At 58.5% G+C, this 18,315-nt stretch carries 14 protein-coding genes; 11 read left to right on the top strand and 3 right to left on the bottom strand.

The window, feature by feature from the left end:
- Positions 1 to 9: 9 nt before the first annotated feature.
- The 8 genes from ABD890_RS24580 (at position 10) to ABD890_RS24545 (ending at position 9,359) form a co-directional block, all read left to right on the top strand.
- Entirely contained in the window at positions 10 to 1,398 is a 1,389-nt protein-coding gene (locus tag ABD890_RS24580) for a 3' terminal RNA ribose 2'-O-methyltransferase Hen1 (RefSeq protein ID WP_345095593.1), read from the top strand.
- Positions 1,395 to 2,345 (top strand): nucleotidyltransferase domain-containing protein, encoded by a 951-nt coding sequence (locus ABD890_RS24575; RefSeq protein ID WP_345095592.1) that lies wholly within the window; start codon positions 1,395 to 1,397, stop codon positions 2,343 to 2,345. Before ABD890_RS24580 ends, ABD890_RS24575 begins: the two co-directional genes overlap by 4 nt.
- Positions 2,342 to 2,710 (top strand): hypothetical protein, encoded by a 369-nt coding sequence (locus tag ABD890_RS24570; protein ID WP_345095590.1) that lies wholly within the window; start codon positions 2,342 to 2,344, stop codon positions 2,708 to 2,710. The genes ABD890_RS24575 and ABD890_RS24570 overlap by 4 nt, the downstream gene beginning before the upstream one ends.
- Before the next feature lie 2 nt (positions 2,711 to 2,712).
- Positions 2,713 to 3,630, top strand: coding sequence for an ATP-grasp domain-containing protein (locus tag ABD890_RS24565; RefSeq protein WP_345095589.1), 918 nt, complete (start codon positions 2,713 to 2,715; stop codon positions 3,628 to 3,630).
- Positions 3,623 to 4,384, top strand: coding sequence for a nucleotidyltransferase domain-containing protein (locus tag ABD890_RS24560; protein WP_345095587.1), 762 nt, complete (start codon positions 3,623 to 3,625; stop codon positions 4,382 to 4,384). The genes ABD890_RS24565 and ABD890_RS24560 overlap by 8 nt, the downstream gene beginning before the upstream one ends.
- Positions 4,385 to 4,407: 23 nt before the next feature.
- Positions 4,408 to 5,658: an SUMF1/EgtB/PvdO family nonheme iron enzyme gene (locus ABD890_RS24555; protein WP_345095585.1), complete on the top strand. Its 1,251-nt coding sequence runs from the start codon at positions 4,408 to 4,410 to the stop codon at positions 5,656 to 5,658.
- An 8-nt stretch (positions 5,659 to 5,666) separates the two neighbouring features.
- Positions 5,667 to 8,258: a polynucleotide kinase-phosphatase gene (locus tag ABD890_RS24550; RefSeq protein WP_345095584.1), complete on the top strand. Its 2,592-nt coding sequence runs from the start codon at positions 5,667 to 5,669 to the stop codon at positions 8,256 to 8,258.
- Positions 8,259 to 8,369: 111 nt separating this feature from the next.
- Positions 8,370 to 9,359, top strand: coding sequence for a bile acid:sodium symporter family protein (locus ABD890_RS24545; protein ID WP_345095582.1), 990 nt, complete (start codon positions 8,370 to 8,372; stop codon positions 9,357 to 9,359).
- A 14-nt stretch (positions 9,360 to 9,373) separates the two neighbouring features.
- Here ABD890_RS24545 and ABD890_RS24540 read toward each other — a convergent pair whose 3' ends face one another.
- Entirely contained in the window at positions 9,374 to 9,787 is a 414-nt protein-coding gene (locus tag ABD890_RS24540) for a hypothetical protein (RefSeq protein ID WP_345095580.1), read from the bottom strand.
- A 341-nt stretch (positions 9,788 to 10,128) separates the two neighbouring features.
- Between ABD890_RS24540 and ABD890_RS24535 the strand changes: the two genes are divergently transcribed.
- Positions 10,129 to 10,605 carry a hypothetical protein gene (locus ABD890_RS24535; RefSeq protein ID WP_345095578.1) on the top strand — a complete coding sequence of 159 codons (477 nt, stop codon included), beginning with the start codon at positions 10,129 to 10,131 and terminating at the stop codon, positions 10,603 to 10,605.
- A 139-nt stretch (positions 10,606 to 10,744) separates the two neighbouring features.
- Entirely contained in the window at positions 10,745 to 11,500 is a 756-nt protein-coding gene (locus tag ABD890_RS24530; protein ID WP_345095576.1) for an SDR family oxidoreductase, read from the top strand.
- Positions 11,501 to 11,555: 55 nt separating this feature from the next.
- Here ABD890_RS24530 and ABD890_RS24525 read toward each other — a convergent pair whose 3' ends face one another.
- Complete coding sequence (locus ABD890_RS24525; RefSeq protein WP_345095574.1) at positions 11,556 to 13,478, bottom strand: FAD-dependent oxidoreductase; 1,923 nt, start codon at positions 13,476 to 13,478, stop codon at positions 11,556 to 11,558.
- A 241-nt stretch (positions 13,479 to 13,719) separates the two neighbouring features.
- The gene (acnA, locus tag ABD890_RS24520) at positions 13,720 to 16,431 is read right to left on the bottom strand and encodes an aconitate hydratase AcnA (RefSeq protein WP_345095572.1); all 2,712 of its coding nucleotides are present in this window, start codon (positions 16,429 to 16,431) and stop codon (positions 13,720 to 13,722) included.
- Positions 16,432 to 16,706: 275 nt separating this feature from the next.
- On the opposite strand from acnA, the gene ABD890_RS24515 reads away from it, so the two are divergent.
- The gene (locus tag ABD890_RS24515) at positions 16,707 to 18,236 is read left to right on the top strand and encodes an ATP-binding protein (protein ID WP_345095570.1); all 1,530 of its coding nucleotides are present in this window, start codon (positions 16,707 to 16,709) and stop codon (positions 18,234 to 18,236) included.
- Positions 18,237 to 18,315: the final 79 nt, after the last annotated feature.

Raw genomic sequence — 18,315 nt, 5'->3', positions numbered from 1 at the left:
GCGTGATTCATGCTTCTCTCGATTTCGACCACCCACAATCCCGCCACCGACCTCAGTTTCCTTTTGCATAAGCACCCGGACAAGTTCCAGTCGTTCGAGACCTCATTCGGCAAAGTCCATTGCTTTTACCCGGAAGCCAGCGAAGAACGCTGCACGGCCTGCTTGCTGTTGGAGGTCGACCCGGTCGGAATGGCACGCGGTCGAAACCGTTCGCCGGGCGATCTCCTTTCGCACTACGTGAACGACCGACCCTACGTCGCGTCGTCGCTGATGAGCGTGGCCCTTTCACAAGTGCTCGGAACGGCGCTGGGTGGGCGATGCCAAAAGCAGCCGGAATTGGTATCGCAGCCCCTGCCCCTTCAGGCGACGCTCGATGTGCTGCCGGTTCGTGGTGGGGATGACGTGTTGCGGCAGCTGTTCGAGCCGCTCGGTTATGAAGTGCAAGCGACGCGGCAGACGCTCGATGCAAAGTTCCCCGATTGGGGCGACAGCTCGTACTATAGCGTGACGATTCGCGGCGAAGTGACGTTGTCGCAACTACTGACGCACCTTTACGTGCTGATCCCGGTGTTCGACAACGAGAAGCACTACTTCGTCGGCGAGGCGGAAGTGGAGAAACTGCTGGCCAAGGGAGAAGGCTGGCTGGCCGATCATCCTGCTAAAAACCTGATCACGCGGCGATATCTCCGATTTCGCAGTAGTTTGTATCATCAAGCATTGGCGCGACTGGTCGAAGAAGAAGCGAGCAATAACGAACCTCCGGAAGAGGCAACCACGCCGCAGAAAAGCGAACAGCAGCAAAGCCTCAATCAACAGCGGTATGCGGCCGTGCTGCAGGCGTTGCTGGAAAGTGGCGCGAAGAGTGTGCTGGACCTGGGGTGCGGCGAAGGTCGCCTAATGCGTTCGCTCGTCGAACAACAGCAATTCCGCCGGATTGTTGGTGTCGACGTGGCGATTAGAACGTTGGAAGTCGCCAGTCGAAGGCTAAAGCTAGAGCATTTGCCTGAGGTTCAAGCCGACCGGGTCGAACTGATCCATGGGTCGCTGACCTATCGCGATAAGCGGCTGGAGGGCTTCGACGCGGCAGCCGTGGTGGAAGTGATCGAACATCTCGATCCACCTCGACTGGCAGCGCTCGAACGGGTGTTGTTCGGGTGCGCTCGACCGAAAACGGTCGTGCTCACCACACCCAATCAGGAATACAACGTGATGTGGGAAAGCTTGCCGGCCGAACAGTTTCGCCACGCAGACCATCGTTTCGAATGGACCCGGCCACAATTTCAAGCATGGGCCAACCAAATTGCCGAAACGTACGGGTACACCGTCACGTTTCAGCCGGTTGGCCCCGTCGATGACGAGGTTGGCTCGCCGACCCAAATGGGAATTTTCCGCCGATGACGCATCCAACGCATTACCATGAAAACCTGATCTTCTCGCCCGGTACCCAGGTTGTCGTCTTGCGCGACATCGTGGGGCAGAACGGACGAACGCTTCATCCACGCGGCGCGGTGGGCGTGGTCGTGCGCGCGCCGTTGGATCTGGCAGGGATCTATCGGATTCGCTTCCCCGACGGCGTGGAAGAGTCGCTCAACACGAGCGAGGTTGCTTTGCTGGCCAAGCACAAAGAGGGAGACATCGGCAACAACAAGGTGACCAGCGAACGCAACGATTTGTACGAGCGAGTTATTCTGCAGTGCATCATCGGTTCGCAGGCCTACGGGCTGAGCGACTCGGAATCCGACATCGATCGCCGGGGGATTTATCTTCCACCGGCCGATCTACATTGGTCGCTTTATGGTGTGCCCGAGCAACTGGAGTGCGAGAAAACCCAGGAAGCGTACTGGGAGCTGCAGAAGTTTATCGTGCTGGCATTGAAGGCGAACCCCAACGTGCTGGAGTGTCTCTATTCTCCCCTGGTCGAGAAAGCGACACCGCTGGCCCAACAACTGTTGGCACAGCGCGAGATATTCCTTTCGCGACTCGTTTACCAAACGTTCAATGGTTACGTGCTGTCGCAGTTCAAGAAGATGCAGGCCGACCTGCGGAATCAGGGGCAAGTGAAGTGGAAACATGTCATGCACCTGATTCGCTTGCTGATCTGCGGTACCCGTGTGCTGAACGAAGGGACCGTGCAAGTCGAGGTCGGCGAGCATCGCGAGCAACTGTTGGCGATCAAACGGGGCGAGATGCCATGGGAAGAAACCGAACGTTGGCGACGCCAACTGCATGTCGATTTCGACAAAGCACTGGCCAACACCCGTTTGCCGGAACGCCCCGATTACGAACAAGCGAATTCCTTTTTACTTCAGGCCCGACGTGCGGCCCTATCGGCAGAACTGCCATGAACACGCCAAAGACAACGCAAACTTTGTTCCGGCCCGTCGGCCGGAAAGAACTCGACCTGATCGCGGCCACCGGCTGGAAGCAATTCCCGCCGCGGCTCGATTGGCAGCCGATCTTCTATCCGGTACTGACCGAAGAGTATGCCATCTTCATCGCCCAGCAGTGGAACACCAAAGATCCGGCCTCCGGTTTCGAGGGGTACGTGCTGCGATTTGAAATCGATGCGGACTACATCGGTCAGTTCGAAGTGCAGAACGTCGGCGGACCGGAATCGCTGGAGTATTGGATCCCGGCAGAAGGACTGAGCGAGTTCAATCAGAACATCGTTGGCACGATCGAAGTGATTCACCAGTATGCTGGAGCATAAGCATGGGCAATGCGTCCGTTTCGTTTGTGCTCTGTCACGAAGAGTTCGATCATCGTTTGGTCGATAGCTGTTTTCAGGAGGAAGCAGAAGCGCTGACCGATCTGGAGATTCGCTACGACCTGGTCGATTTCGTCGCTTTAAAACAGCAAGACGGCGCGGCGGCAGTACGTCGCGTTCGTTCTGCTGCACAGCCGACGATCGCGATCTATCGAGGCTGGATGCTGGCCGAAGCGGAGTATGCCGTATTGCACGCAGCGCTTCAGACGAAGAACCTGACGCTACTCAATACGCCGGCCCAGTATGCCCACTGCCATTACTTGCCCAACTGCTACGCAAGGATCGAAGCCTTCACTCCGAAGTCGATTTGGATACCGAACCACGAGGTTCGGGAATTGGACGAAATCGTCGCCCAGGTGCAAGCATTCGGGCCAAAGGCTGCGATCGTCAAGGATTACGTCAAGTCGCGAAAGCATGAATGGCACGAGGCCTGTTTTATTCCGAGTACCAGCGATGCTGACGCCGTCCGGCGCGTCGTGACGAACTTCATCGAGCGCCAGGGCAATGATTTACAGGGCGGGCTGATCTTTCGCGAGTTCATCCCGCTGCTGCCGGCCGGGACGCATCCGCAAAGTGGGATGCCGCTCACGCAGGAATGGCGGTCGCTGGTGCTGGATGGCCAGGTGATCGAAACTGCCCCCTATTGGGACGTGCAATTTTACTGCGAGTCGCCGCCGATGCAAAAGTTGGAAGCGGTGCTGGCGAACGTCAAAAGTCGCTTCTTCAGCTGCGATGTCGCCCAGGCCGCCGACGGCAACTGGTGGATCATCGAGCTTGGCGACGCCCAGGTAGCCGGTCTTCCGCCGACCACCAAGCCGGAAGTGTTCTTCCGGCGAGTTACGGAACGAGTAAGTCATGAATGAAATCGAATCGCGCCTGGTAGCCCAGGTCGAAAAACATCCCTATCCCCTGCTCTTCGCCACGGTCAGTGGTGCGCACTTGTATGGCTTCCCGTCGCCAGACTCCGACTTCGATCTGCGCGGATGCCATGTGCTGCCGCTCGCGGAAACAGTGGGCCTGGTCACTGGGCCGGAGACCGTGGAGAAGCAATGTTTCGAAGAAGGTCTGGAGCTCGATCTGGTGACGCACGATGCGAAAAAGTTCTTTCAGTTGATGCTGAAGAAGAACGGCTACGTGCTGGAACAGGTCTTGTCGCCACTGATCGTTCACACCACCCCGTACCACGAAGAGCTTTGCTCGCTGGCGAAGGGATCCGTGACGCGGCATCACGCGCATCACTACCTGGGATTCGCCGGAACACAGTGGAGATTGTTCGAGCAAGAATCGCCACCGCGGGTCAAGCCGCTGCTGTACGTTTACCGCGTCCTGCTGACCGGAATCCACTTGATGCGCAGCGGCGAGGTCGAAGCGAACTTGCGGCATCTGAACGAGATGTTCCAGCTTTCGTACCTCGATGAACTAATCGAACGCAAAGTCACCGGTCCTGAGAAAGGAACGCTTAGCGATGCGGACGTGGCATTTCATCTGACCGAGGTTCGGCGACTGACTGCCTGGCTGGAACAGTGTCGCCATGAAACCAGCTTGCCGGAAGCCCCTTCGACGAGCGACGCCTTGCACGACCTGCTCGTACGTGTCAGGCTCGAAGTTGTTTCGTAACTCCAGCGGAAGGTTTACCGGCGATGGCTTATACCTTGAACGAAGTCGAAGAACGCGTCTGTGAAGTTGCGCAGCGGATACTAGACCTTCCGCCACAGAAATGTCGGCCGGATAGTCGCGTGATCGAAGACCTCGGCTGCGATAGCTTAAAGGCGGTCGAGCTGATGATGGAGCTGGAAGATGCCTTCGATTGCAAGGTGTCGAACGACCATTCTTTTCCGCTTGGCAATGCGATCTTCACCCGCAATCCGATGCGACTGCGTGACCTGGCCGAAATCATTTACGTGCTGCAAGCGACTGGCAAGGTCGAGCGGCAAGCAGGCTGGTCCTGGCTACGGCGAAAAGAGATCCAGCGGCCGACGATCGATGCCGATCTCTTCACGCAGCTTGGGGGAAGGTTCGATCCGCAGACGCTCGGAAAGAAGTTCACGCTGCTGGAAGATCTCGGCAAGGTGGATGGCTTCCTTCAGGCACGTCGCCGGACCGATGGCATGCGCTGCGTGCAGATTCCGGCCGGCAACACCATGGTGGGCAGCGACGCGGCGGATGCCCTCGACGACGAACGACCGCGCCACGAGGTTGTGCTCGATGCGTATTGGATCGACATCGAGCCGGTCTCGACGACCGCCTGGTGCCGGTTTCTCAATTCGATCGAGCGTGCGGAAAGCCATTTGGCTCGGTGGATGCTGCTGGACGAGACCGACGACCGCATCGTGCAATTGCCGGTCGTTCGCCGCGAAGGTATTTGGACGCCTCTTCGGGCGACGGCCATGTTGCCGATGGTGCTCGTGTCGTGGCATGGAGCCAACGCCTACGCGTTGTGGGCGAATCAGCTCGATTGGCAAGAGTATGCCAGCGTCGACGGTCCGTTGCCGAGTGAAACGCAGTGGGAGCACGCGGCTGAAGGGGCATTTCAATCGGTGGACGAAACGAACTTTGTGGCGGGTCAGCATGTCCGTGGAGAGACCTACGATGCCGAGAACCTGCCGATGGCCCCGGTGCATCATCCGTTGGGAAAGTCGCGTTTCGGTTTACATCACATGGCGGGCAACGTCTGGCAATGGTGTCGCGATTGGTACGCGGCCGACTTTTATCAAACATCGGAAAGCCAGCTTCCGAACCCGCTCGGCACACAGCCAACCGGGATCCGCAGCGAGCGTGGCGGCAGTTGGGTTGGCCCGGCCGAGTTGTGCCGGGCCTCGTATCGGCGCGGTCGCCATGCCGACGCGTTCGGACGCTGCCTCGGCTTTCGCTGCCTTACTTGGACGAAATAACTCTCTGCATGAAGATCGAACTTCCCCAGCTTAGTCTTGTACTTTTGATCGGGCCGAGCGGCTCAGGCAAAAGCACGTTCGCGCGCCGGCACTTCTTGCCAACCGAAGTCCTCTCGTCTGACTTTTGCCGCGGCCTGGTGAGCAACGACGAGAACAATCAGGCCGCCACGAGTGATGCCTTCGACTTGCTGCACATCATCGTTGCCAAGCGTCTGGAACGTGGCCTATTGACGGTGGTCGACGCGACGAACGTCCAGCCCGAGTCGCGGCGTCCGCTGGTGAAGCTGGCTAAGCAGATGCATGTTCTGCCGGTGGCGATCGTGTTGGATATGCCTGAGAAACTGTGCCAGGCCCGTAATCAAGAACGGCCCGATCGCAACTTCGGCCCGCACGTCGTTCGGCAGCAGCGTTCGCAGCTGCGCAAGGGTTTGAAGGGGCTGAAGAAGGAAGGGATCCGCAACGTCTCGGTTCTTTCGACGACGGAAGAAGTGGAGTCGGTCACGATCCAGCGCGTTCCGCTGTGGAACGATCGGCGTGGCGAGCATGGGCCGTTCGACATCATCGGCGACTTGCACGGCTGCGCGAGCGAGCTGGAGCAACTGCTCGAGCAGCTTGGCTATCAATTGGTTCCTTCCGGTGAAAACTCTCCGTGGTGGGGCGATCGATACTACCAGCATCCAGAGGGGCGGCAGGCATTCTTCGTCGGCGACCTGGTCGACCGCGGTCCGCGCGTGCTCGACTGCGTGAAGATCGTGCGGAACATGGTTCAGCATGGCAGTGGGCTGTGCGTGCCGGGGAACCACGATATGAAGCTGGTTCGGGCGCTGCGCGGCAAGGATGTGCAGCGGCGACATGGTCTCGAGCAATCGATGGCGGAAGTCGACGCGTTGCCGGACGGGATCCGCAAGCCATACAGCCTGGCAATTGCTGACTTTCTGGATGGACTGGTCAGTCACCTGGTGCTGGACGATGGGAAGCTGGTCGTTGCCCATGCCGGGATGAAGGAGGCGTTTCAGGGGCGTTCGTCCGGAAAGGTTCGCGAGTTCGCTTTGTTTGGGGAACCGACCGGCGAGATCGACGAGCATGGGCTACCGGTCCGCGCCGATTGGGCGGCCGAATACCGAGGCAGCGCGATGGTGGTCTTCGGCCACACGCCGGTTGCCGAGCCTTTGTGGCTGAACAACACGGTCAACATCGATACCGGCTGCGTGTTCGGCGGGAAGCTAACGGCGCTGCGCTATCCTGAGAATCAGATCGTTTCGGTCGCGGCACAGCAGACCTATTACGAGACCGCGCGGCCGTTTCTGCAGCAAGGTTCGGCCGACGGTGATCTGTCGGCTCAGCAGCAGCATGACGACTTGCTCGATATCGACGACGTCCGAGGCAAGCGGATCATTTCGACCAGCCTCCAGCGGAATATCACCATCCGCGAAGAGAACGCAACGGCGGCGTTGGAAGTGATGAGCCGTTTCGCCGCGAACCCGAAGTGGCTGATTTATTTGCCGCCGACGATGTCTCCTTGCGGTACGTCGGAGCTACCAGGTCTGCTGGAACATCCGGCCGAAGCGTTCGACTACTTTCAGCAACAGCAAGTCGCCCAGGTCGTTTGCCAGGAGAAGCACATGGGGTCGCGGGCCGTCGTGGTGATCTGCCGCGACGCGAACGCTGCCCGGGACCGATTCGGCGTGAACGAAGAAGAAACCGGGATCGTTTACACACGAACCGGTCGCCGCTTCTTCAACGACGCGAAGATCGAAGCCGATCTGCTCGATCGACTGCGAAATGCGATGAACGCGAGTGGTTTCTGGGAAACCTTCGAAACCGACTGGGCCTGCTTCGACTGCGAACTGATGCCCTGGTCGGCGAAGGCGCAGGAACTGTTGCGTTCGCAATACGCAGCAGTCGGTGCGGCAGGCACCGCGGCGCTTGAAAAGACGATCGCGGCCCTGACCGCGGCTGGCGAACGGCTGGACCTGGAGGATCTGCCAGAGCTGACGTTGTTCCACCAGCGGCAGACGAACGTCCAGAAGTTTGTCGAAGCGTACCGGCAGTATTGCTGGCCGGTCGACTCGATCGACGACCTGAAGCTGGCGCCGTTTCACTTGCTGGCAACCGAAGGCCGCACGCATACCCACCACAACCATGTCTGGCACATGCAGACGTTGGCCAGGGTTTGTCAGGCCCAGTCTGGGCTGCTGCTGGCGACGCAGTATAAGGAAGTCGATCTAACCGTTCCTGCAGCGGTGACCGAGGCGATCGAGTGGTGGCAAACGCTGACCGATCGCGGAGGGGAAGGAATGGTGGTGAAGCCGCTCGAGTGGATTGCACGGTGCGGCCAGGAGTTGGTCCAGCCTGCCGTGAAATGTCGTGGGAAGGAGTACCTGCGGATTATCTACAGTCCCGACTACGACACGCCGGAGAACTTGAATCGACTGCGAAAACGAGGCCTCGGCCGGAAGCGTTCGCTGGCGCTGCGCGAGTTTGCCTTGGGAATCGAGTCGTTGGAACGGTTTGTGCGTAACGAGCCCCTGCGCCGAGTACACGAGTGTGTCTTCGGTGTGCTGGCCTTGGAAAGCGAACCGGTCGATCCCCGATTGTAAGCTCAGGTGTGGCTTCCCACGACTCCCTTGCAAGACCCATTCCCTGAGAGCGGGTTAGCGTTGTACGCTTGTGGCTGCGGTAAAGATGATCTACCTCGAAGGATGCAGGCGTTGACGTTTCTCAAGCGACAGTGGTTTCTGGTGGGGATGTTCCTGGCAATCTTCCTGGCGTGGCTTTTCCCAACGCCGGGGGCTCAAGGAGGGTGGCTGCATCCTGAACTGCTGACGAAGATCGGTGTCGCGCTGATTTTCTTTCTGCACGGCATGGCCCTTTCATTCGCGGCGATGAAGCAAGGGGCACTCAACTGGCGACTGCACCTGGTGGTTCAGGTCGCGGTGTTCGTTGTCTTTCCACTCTTGGGACTACTGTTGATGCCGCTGACCAAAGGTTGGATGGACCAAGACCTGCAGACCGGGCTGTTCTATTTGTGTGCCTTGCCGTCGACGGTTTCGTCGTCGGTGGCGTTCACTTCGGCGGCCGGCGGCAACGTGCCCGGCGCGGTGTTCAACGCGACCCTGTCCAGCATTCTGGGGATCGTCCTGACGCCCCTTTGGATGAAGGCAGTGGCCGGGAATGTGGGGGCCAGCTTTCCACTCGAACATGTGATGATCGATCTGTTGATCTGGCTGGTATTGCCGCTGGTGCTGGGCCAACTGTCCCGTTTCGCCCTGGCCGAATGGGCAAAACGCAATAAATCGTTGGTCGGTTTTGTCGACCGGGGAACGATCTTGCTGTTGGTCTATACGTCGTTCTGCGATTCGATGGAATTTGGCGTCTGGACGCAGCATGGCTTGTTGGCCGTGGGCAGCTGTTTCGTGATCGCGTTGGTGCTGTTCTGGATTTTGTTCATCACCATTGGGGTGACGTGCGACGCATTGGGCTTCTCGCCGCCTGACCGCATTGCGGCGATCTTCTGCGGGTCGAAAAAGTCGCTGGCGACTGGTGTTCCGATGGCTCAGTTGATGTTCGGAGCAGGCCCAAGCCTGGCTTTGATCCTGCTTCCGATCATGATCTATCATCCATTGCAGTTGATCATTTGCGGAACGCTGGCCAGTCGCTGGAAAGAGAAGTACGCCAGCCCGCTACCGGCCGAGGCCTGATCTTGCGCTGCGCGTCAGATCAAAGCTTTCAGCATGCTGACCATCAATAGCGCAATGTAAAGCAGGCCATAGCCGACCGAGCCGATGATCCCCAGCAGGTGTGCCCAGCGGAGCATCGGCAGCCCCTGCGATTGCATCCGCTCGTTGGCGATTTCTTCGAGGTCGGCGTGGGCCATGCTCCAGGCCGCGATGCTGAAGATCGGGCAGACACCAATCAAGCCGATCAGGGCCAGAAACAGCGTCGGAATCGCTCGATTGGGAAGCAAATAGGCACTGACGGCATCTTGGGTCAGCGCTTTATGAAACGGCTTGCCGGCGCCGACCTGCTCGGGCAAGCCGAGGATCGGATAATGATCCGTTGATTTTTCCCACGAATTGGACGTGGCGGGGCGAAGCTCGCAATTTTGATCGATCCGTCCTTCAGTCACCCACTGATCGAGCTGCGGAAGGGGAACCGGTCCGAAAATCTGCCCTTCTGGAATCCTGACGAAATATAAGGGGGCCTCCTTAGACGGTGGCAATCCCGTTGGTTTCGGATCCAATGGCATAGAAGGCACAGTTCAAAGAGTTTCGATAAGACAGGCAGTTCGCGACTATGGTAGCCTCTTTGCGCAGGCGGTGCCAGCAGTTGCCATGTTGCGGTAAAACTCGTTGTATTTCTCGGCGGCCTCGTCCTAAAATATCAGGTGATGAACTTGTTTCGACGCGGCGCTAAGGGCCGCTGCTTTTCTGAACCGTGGCGGTCGCTTGAGGCCTGAGGAATACAACGATGTGGACGATGTGGATCTCGATTGCGTTCCTCGTCGGATTGAGCAGTGCGTGGGGAGCCACGTGGTGGATCCGATACCAACACCGAAATCGCTTCACCCGCATCGATACCAACCTGGCCAAGCAGCAGTTCCAACTCCGCCGAGAGTGGCTCGAAACCGAGTTCATGAAAGAAGCCGCCGCCAGTGGCAAGCCGCGCGGCCTACGCTGGGTCGATGTCGAGTTCGGCAACGATGTCCAGTTTGCCTGTGACGAAGCGAACGGCCTGCTGCGGGCATTTATTTCCGTAACGGTACGTTTCGAGGCGATCGAAGGTGGGGACATGGAAGGTGTCGAAGCGGTTGGCAATCTGAGAGCCGCCACCGGAGTCTTCGAATACGACGGCCAACGTTGGATGGCCAATCCCCGTGCGATCTTCAATCTCTCGCCCAATCAGGCGATTCTGCACTTTAAGCACCGGACGCTTTCGATCGATTAGGCCCGGCTGTCGGCCTCGATCTTTCTCGGCATTGGAAAAATTGCTGCACGCTGTCACACCCTGGGCGAGTTAATCGTCTGGATGGTTGGAAGCAGGCAAGGTTATTCTTTTTTCCCGCATTTGCCGAGGAGCAGATCCAATGAAGATCGTCGTCATGGGTGGTTTTGGTTTGGTTGGAGCCCAGGTCGTGGCTCAACTGCAAGATTTGGGGCACGAAGTGGTTGCCGCTTCGCCACGATCGGGCGTGAATGCCGTCACCGGTGAAGGTTTGACCGAAGTGATGAGGCACACCGACGTGGTGATCGACGTGACCAATTCTCCGTCGTTCGCCGACGACGACGTGATGGCATTCTTCGACGGGGGGACCAAGAACTTGCTGGCCGCGGAAGAAGCGGCTGGTGTGCGGCATCATATCGTCTTGTCGATTGTCGGTGCCGATCGAATTACTGACAGCGGTTACATGCGAGCCAAGATCGCGCAAGAGAAACGGCTTCATGACGGGAACGTACCGTATACCATCTTGCGAGCAACGCAGTTCATGGAGTTCCTCGGCATGATCGGCGACTTCAGCATGGTGGATGGCAAGGTGCTATTGACGCCATATCCCATTCAGCCGGTGGCGACCATCGACGTGGTCTCGAAACTGGTCGAACTAGCGCAGTTGCCAGCTGCGAACGAAACGATCGACTTCGCGGGACCAGAGCGTTTCCGGATGGACGAAGTGATTCAGCGAGTTTTCACCGCCCAGGGAGATGCCCGCGTCGTTACAACCGAGCCGTCGGCCACTTACTTCGGAGCCGACGTCAGCCAGGGACAGTTGGTGCCGCAAGGCGAGTATGTCGCAGGCCCGACTTCGTTCGACAATTGGCTGGCAAGCGTCACGGTGCAAGCGTAACCAGACGCGAGTGACGTTTCACTTCGCGCCTGGCCAGTTTGCTGTGAAGGCCAGGCTAGTTGGCCTGGATTTTCTTTTGCCAATCGGCGTGTTCCTTTTTGTATTGCTGGAACGCGCTGTATTCCTGCGGGCTGATTTGCCCGCTGTTGTCCTGGTCGATGAAGGCGAAGAGGAACTCCCAACCCTTCTTGCCACCGTTCCATTCGGCCTGCGAGACGGTGCCGTTCTCGTCGGTGTCGCACTCTTTCAGTAAGCGAGCAAAGTCGAGTTGCTGCGAACTGGAACTGGTCGACTGATCGACCGCCGGATCCCAGCGAAGCTTCTGACCGGCCGCTTCCAGCGAAGCGAGATAGGTGGGCATATCGATGTCTTGCACGGCGCAGTTCTCGTCAATCGATTGCACGGCGGCGATGCCGGCCGATTCGCCGCAGATCATGAAGACCGGTTCCATGCGAGCCGAAGCGTACCCGAGGTGCGTCGCCGAGAAGCAGACCGGCACCAGCAAGTTGGTGCACTGCTTTTTTATCGGCGTGATCGCGCGGTAAGGGATCGGATAGGGAACATTGGTCGGGCCCTTGTTACCGCCGACAAACATGTTGCCTTCGTTGGCGACGAATGTCTGGCCATCTTTTTTGACGACGATACGGCGCGACGGATAGGTGTCGATGCCATACTGGGCGAGCCCGATCGGATCGTCGATTTGCGTGCGGTTATAGACGTCGTGCTCGGTGATCACGTAACGACCTTCCAGGCGACGAGCCACACGAATGTAGAGCTGATGCGGCCAGCCACCCGTTTCTGGATGATGGCGTTTATCGAGACCAAGCTGGGCGATCTCGTCGCGGTACCACTCTGGAACGCGAGGATCGGTTCGCATGAACTCGAACAGCCCACGCAGATATTCCTGGTGCAGCTTCCAGATCTGGGCGTGGGTCGCGTCGTTGCCATCGGCGTAGATTTGGCTGATCCCGAGCGGCGCCATGCTGATCAGCGAGTCGCGCTGGTAGTTCCATTCGGCTGAGTTCATCCAGCCGGGGCAGATGCCGATGAGCGCTTTGCGAAGTTGCTTCGGATCGGTGTGCTTCTCGCTGAGGTACTCGACGTAACGCCCCATCAGTTCATACGTCAGCGGGTTGTAGTTGGCCGGGCGTTCGATTGGTGTGCGATGCTCGGGATTGTTGGTCGTGTAGTAGCGATAGTTGTAGGCCTGGGTGTACTTGTCGGCTGAACCGATGGGCTTGTGGTGATCCCTGTCGATGTGGGGCAGCAAGAGGCTGTTGGGATCGCCAGGGGTGTTATAGGGATCGATTGGCGTCAGTTGGACTGGCGGACGAACGCCGGCGGCTTGTTCGTTGTATGCCGATTGCGATTCGCGACCGGTCCGATACTGCGCGCTCGAAAGTCGCAGCAGGTCCCCTTCGTAACTGGCATCGATAAAGATCTTGGCCTTCACGATCAGGTGATCTTTGGTCTGCGGCTCGGCGACGGGGCAGCCCAGGTCGTCGAACGGAGCCAGATGGAACGAAGCCTCTTTGATCTGACTCGGTTGCTGGTCGTCCCATGTGTTCGTGCAGCTACCGGCACGATGATCGTAGACGACCGGGATGGCATGTTCTTCCAGCAGATCGAGGAAGTCCTGGCGGATTTCCAGCGGGCTGAGGTCGCGGGTTGCCAAACGCGGCGAACCTTCTTCCGGCTGGCCGAGGCTTTTCAGCAGTGGCCGCGTCATGCCGCCGGTGGCATTGTAGTTGGGGCAGTCCTGCATCGGTTTCAAACCAGCCCCCAACATGCCCCCGACCCAGCGACTTGGCTCGACAATGACAACCGATTTGCCAGCTTTCTTCACAGCGATCGCCGCCATGATGCCGGACGGGGTCGCGGTGTAGACGCAGACATCTTTCTCGAGCGTTTCGGCGTTGGCAGCGGAAGCCAACCAGGTCGAGCAGACCAGTACGAGGCACAAACCAGCGATGCGCATGAACGTTCCTTCCAGGAAAGGAGATGGCCGTTTCGGTAAGAATCTAACGGCCAAGAGTGGGGGGCGATGTTGGGTTTAACTTACCCTGCATCGGCGACGATTTCCAGCAGAAGAACGAGGTTCGCCTGGCGAAACCATCAGCCGGGAAGGAACCGCACGAAAAAAGGCGCCCCGATCCGATTCGATCGAGACGCCTTTCGAGATTGACGTTGGCTGCAGACCAGTAGGTCCGGCTAGCGGCTTACTTCGCGTCCTTCAGCAGCTTCAACAACACAGTCTGCAAGATACCACCGTTGCGGTAGTAATCGAGCTCGACCGGCGTGTCGATGCGGACGGTGGCGTCGAAGGTGGTAACTTCGCCGTTGGCATTCTTGGCCGAAACGGTAACCTGCTGCAGTGGCTTCAGGTCGTCGGACAGGTAGATGTCGAACGTTTCTTCGCCGGTCAGGCCGAGCGTTTCCCACGAAGAACCAGCCGGGAATTCCAAAGGTAGAACGCCCATGCCGATCAGGTTGCTGCGATGGATACGTTCGAAGCTCGAGGCGATGACCGCCTTCACGCCAAGCATGAACGTTCCCTTGGCGGCCCAGTCACGCGAGCTACCGGTGCCGTATTCTTTACCGGCGATCACAACCAGCGGCGTGCCTTCCGTCTTGTAGACTTCGGCGGCGTCGAAGATGGTCATCGTTTCGCCGTTGACGAAGCACTTCGTCCAGCCACCTTCCTTTTCCGGAACCAGGCGGTTGCGGATGCGGATGTTGGCGAACGTACCACGGTGCATGATGCGGTCGTTACCGCGACGCGAACCGTAGCTGTTGAAGTCGACGGGCTCGACGCCATGTTCCATCAGGTACTTGCCGGCCGGGCTGTCCTTGGCGATGGCACCGGCAGGCGAGATATGGTCAGTCGTGACCGAGTCGCCCAGCAGCGCCAGAACACGAGCACCGCTGATCGATTCGATCGGGTCGACCGTTTCTTTCACGTCGTCCAGGAATGGTGGTTCCTGGATGTAGGTGCTGCTGCCGTCCCACGTATACAGTTCCGAGTCTGGCACGTTGATGGCGTTCCAGTTCGGGTTCGATTCGTAGGCACTGTTGTAGCGGGCCTGGAACATCTCAGGCGTGATCGCCTTTTCCATCGTTTCCAGAATCTCTTCGTTGGTCGGCCAGATATCCTTCAGATAGACCGATTCGCCGTCGGACGAGGTACCGATTGGATCGTTGTTCAGATCGATGTCGACGGTACCTGCCAACGCGTAAGCGACTACTAGTGGCGGGCTGGCCAGGTAGTTCGCTTTGACGTGCGGATTCACACGGCCTTCAAAGTTACGGTTTCCGCTGAGGACGGCGGAGGCGACCAGCGAGCCGGAAGTGACGGCGTTGGCGACCGGGTCAGGCAGCGGACCGCTGTTGCCGATGCAGGTCGTGCAGCCGTAGCCAACCAGGTTGAAGCCGAGCTTCTCGAGCGAATCCATCAGGCCGGCACGTTCCAGGTAGTCGGTCACCACACGGGAACCTGGCGCGAGGCTGGTCTTCACGTAAGGCTTCGAGGTCAAACCCTTGGCGGCTGCCTTTTGGGCCAACAGACCCGCGGCCAGCATCACGCTGGGGTTGCTGGTGTTGGTGCAGCTGGTGATGGCGGCGATGACCACGCTACCGTGACCGATCGTCGACGAGTTGCCGTTGTCTTCGACCTTGGCGGTACGAGCCAGGTCGGCTTCTGCCAGGCCGAAACCACGTTCGTTGGGCGAGGTGACCAGCGACTTCTTGAACTCGGACTGCATGCTCTTTAGCGGCACGCGGTCTTGCGGACGCTTCGGACCGGCCAGCGAAGGTTCGACCGTCGACAGATCCAAGCGGACCAGCGAGGTGTAGTTCGGGGCCATTTCGTCGGTGCGGAAGATGCCGAGCTCCTTCGTGTAACGTTCGACACGTTCCACTTCGCCGGCGGTACGACCGGTGCGACGCATGTAGTTCAGCGTTTCCGAGTCGACGGGGAAGAAGCCCATCGTGGCACCATATTCGGGGGCCATGTTGGCGATGGTGGCTCGGTCGGCCAGGCTCATGTGCGAAACGCCAGGGCCGAAGAACTCGACGAACTTGCCGACCACGCCTTCTTTACGCAGGATCTGCGTGATGGTCAGCACCATATCGGTCGCGGTGACGCCGGCGCCCAGCTTGCCGGTCAGCTCAAAACCAACGACTTGCGGCGTCAGCATGTAGATCGGCTGGCCCAGCATGACTGCTTCGGCTTCGATACCACCCACACCCCAGCCGACCACGCCCAGGCCGTTGATCATGGTGGTATGGCTGTCGGTACCGACCAGCGAGTCTGGCAGGGCGACGGTGCCCTTCTCGTCTTGACGCAGGAAGACACCCTTGGCCAGGTATTCGAGGTTCACCTGGTGAACGATACCGACGTTTGGTGGAATGGCCTGGAAGTTCTTCAGCGACTTCTGACCCCAACGCAGGAACTCGTACCGTTCTTTGTTGCGGTGGAACTCGAGAGCGACGTTTTCTTCGAGGGCTTGCTGGGTGCCGAACTTGTCGACTTGAACCGAGTGGTCGATGACGAGGTCGACCGGAATGAGCGGGTTGATTTTCGCAGGATCGCCACCCAAACGCTGCATGGCGCTACGCATGGCGGCCAGGTCGACCACGCAAGGAACGCCGGTGAAGTCTTGCAGCACGACGCGAGCCGGCATGAACGGGACTTCGGATGCCACTGGGTTGGCCGGGTTCCAGCCAGCCAGCAACTTCACGTCGTCTTCCGAGACGATGTAGCCGTCGCAGTTGCGCAACACAGATTCCAGCAGGATACGGATCGAGAACGGAAGCTTGTCGATATCTCCCAATCCCGCTTCCTGAAGCTTACGAATCCGGTAGATTCCCAAGTCTCCTTCCGAGGTGGAAAATACGTCTCGGGCACCGAACGGATCGAACTTTGCGGTCATCGTACTCGTTCTTTCTAAATCGAATCTAATGAGGCAGATCGTTTGTTCCCCCGATTCTAGCGAAACGAAAACGAATTGTCTTCTGGGTATGTTAAAGGGGCGCCGTGCGTCGTTGGTGAGCTGTCTGCGGCAAAACCGTAGCCACTGGTGGGGTTGCGCGCTTTGTAACGCTTGCGGCGAGTCGGAAGTTGATTCTTGGCCCTGGTGACCTAGGCTTTCGTCGAACGCCCTTTTCTCTGCCAACACGCCGACTTTGCGCTTCGAAGAAACGACCTATGTCTGATCCTCTAAAAGACTTGCTTTCTCAATTGGCTGGCAACGGTTCACCCGATGGTGGGCCGGACGATCCCTGGCAATTGGTCGAGGCCCTGGCGCCCGACGAGAGCGAAGACGAGCCGTCGCCTGATAAATCGCTGGAAGAGATGATCCAGCGGATCAACAGCATGGCGACCCGCAAACCACAAGAAGAAGAGGTAGGCGCGTTCGCTGAGACAGCACGCTCGGCCCCGGCCACGCCCCCGATCAATCTGGAAGAAGACCACGACACGCCGTTCTATCCGCGCGAGCCATCAACCCTTCGCGAAGCCCATTTGACCGGCAGCGAAGTCGAAGCTTTGTGCTTGAAGTACCTGCTGACCGCTGGCGAGGCTTCTGGCCGCGAGATCGCAGCCCAGGTCTGTTTGCCCTTTTTGATCCTGGACGAAGTCCTGCGGAAGATGAAGTACGACCAACTGGTCGTCTATAAAGATACCGCCCAGGCCGGCGACTATGTCTATTACCTGACCGATCTCGGTCGTGAACGAGCCCGGCGTTACAACGAACATTGCACCTACTACGGCTCGGCACCGGTTTCGTTGAAAGATTATGTTGCCAGCGTTCAAGCCCAATCGCTGGAAGGCCAATCCCCCAGCGTCGATGCCCTGGAAACTGCGTTTGAAGATCTGTTGATCAACAAAACGATGTTCCGCCGCCTGGGACCTGCCATTAACAGTGGTCGTGGTTTGTTCCTGTATGGCGCCCCGGGTAACGGTAAGACCAGTATCGCGGAACGCGTCACGCGTGCGTTCGGTCGTTATATCTGGGTGCCGCGAGCGATTGGGATCGATGGCGAGATTTTGCGAGTCTTCGACCCGGCCGTGCATGACGAAGCGCCATTGGAAGATGGGCCTGGCATCATGCAGCAGCACCGGATCGATCGCCGCTGGGTTCGCATCAAGCGTCCGACGATTGTGGTGGGTGGTGAATTGACGATGGAAAGTCTGGAAATCAGCACCATCCAGTCGACCGGCGTCAGCGAAGCACCGCTGCAATTGAAAAGCAACTGCGGCACGCTGGTGATCGACGACTTTGGACGTCAGCGTATGAGCACCGACGAGCTACTCAACCGCTGGATCGTGCCGCTGGAAAAGCGTTACGACTTTCTGAATATGCGGGGGGGTAAGAAGATCCAAGTTCCTTTCGACCAGCTGATTGTCTTTTCGACCAACCTTGAACCGCGCGACCTGTGCGACGACGCGTTTTTGCGTCGTATTCCGTACAAGATCGAAGTGGTCGATCCGACCGAACAAGAGTTCCGCCAGTTGTTCGACATCATGTGTCCGTTGATGGGATTCACCGTCAATAGCGAGGCGATCGATCACCTGATCGAAAAGCACTATAAGAGCGTCAACCGACCGTTCCGCTGTTGCCAGCCGCGCGACCTGTTGATGCAGGTCCGCAACTTGTGCTTGTACGAGAACTCGCCGTTGCAATTGACCCAACAGTACTTCGATGACGCGGTCGAAAACTACTTCGCCGTGATGTAAACCTGCGGCTCGGCAGCCCGGATGGGTCCCCTTGATTGCCTAAGTCGCCAGTGCGATCAGGCAAAGGTTGGCAATGGAT

The organism is Bremerella cremea, assembly GCF_039541315.1.
GTDB classification, from domain to species: domain Bacteria; phylum Planctomycetota; class Planctomycetia; order Pirellulales; family Pirellulaceae; genus Bremerella; species Bremerella cremea.
The sequence above is the reverse complement of the archived record's forward strand: the minus strand, read 5'-3'. Positions and strand labels throughout refer to the sequence as shown.

What these genes read in the sequence shown, in the direction of transcription:
- ABD890_RS24580 (WP_345095593.1), top strand. Translation starts at nt 10, where the DNA reads ATGCTTCTCTCGATTTCGACCACCCACAATCCCGCCACCGACCTCAGT.
- ABD890_RS24575 (WP_345095592.1), top strand. Translation starts at nt 1,395, where the DNA reads ATGACGCATCCAACGCATTACCATGAAAACCTGATCTTCTCGCCCGGT.
- ABD890_RS24570 (WP_345095590.1), top strand. Translation starts at nt 2,342, where the DNA reads ATGAACACGCCAAAGACAACGCAAACTTTGTTCCGGCCCGTCGGCCGG.
- ABD890_RS24565 (WP_345095589.1), top strand. Translation starts at nt 2,713, where the DNA reads ATGGGCAATGCGTCCGTTTCGTTTGTGCTCTGTCACGAAGAGTTCGAT.
- ABD890_RS24560 (WP_345095587.1), top strand. Translation starts at nt 3,623, where the DNA reads ATGAATGAAATCGAATCGCGCCTGGTAGCCCAGGTCGAAAAACATCCC.
- ABD890_RS24555 (WP_345095585.1), top strand. Translation starts at nt 4,408, where the DNA reads ATGGCTTATACCTTGAACGAAGTCGAAGAACGCGTCTGTGAAGTTGCG.
- ABD890_RS24550 (WP_345095584.1), top strand. Translation starts at nt 5,667, where the DNA reads ATGAAGATCGAACTTCCCCAGCTTAGTCTTGTACTTTTGATCGGGCCG.
- ABD890_RS24535 (WP_345095578.1), top strand. Translation starts at nt 10,129, where the DNA reads ATGTGGACGATGTGGATCTCGATTGCGTTCCTCGTCGGATTGAGCAGT.
- ABD890_RS24530 (WP_345095576.1), top strand. Translation starts at nt 10,745, where the DNA reads ATGAAGATCGTCGTCATGGGTGGTTTTGGTTTGGTTGGAGCCCAGGTC.
- ABD890_RS24525 (WP_345095574.1), bottom strand. Translation starts at nt 13,478, where the DNA reads ATGCGCATCGCTGGTTTGTGCCTCGTACTGGTCTGCTCGACCTGGTTG.
- acnA (WP_345095572.1), bottom strand. Translation starts at nt 16,431, where the DNA reads ATGACCGCAAAGTTCGATCCGTTCGGTGCCCGAGACGTATTTTCCACC.
- ABD890_RS24515 (WP_345095570.1), top strand. Translation starts at nt 16,707, where the DNA reads ATGTCTGATCCTCTAAAAGACTTGCTTTCTCAATTGGCTGGCAACGGT.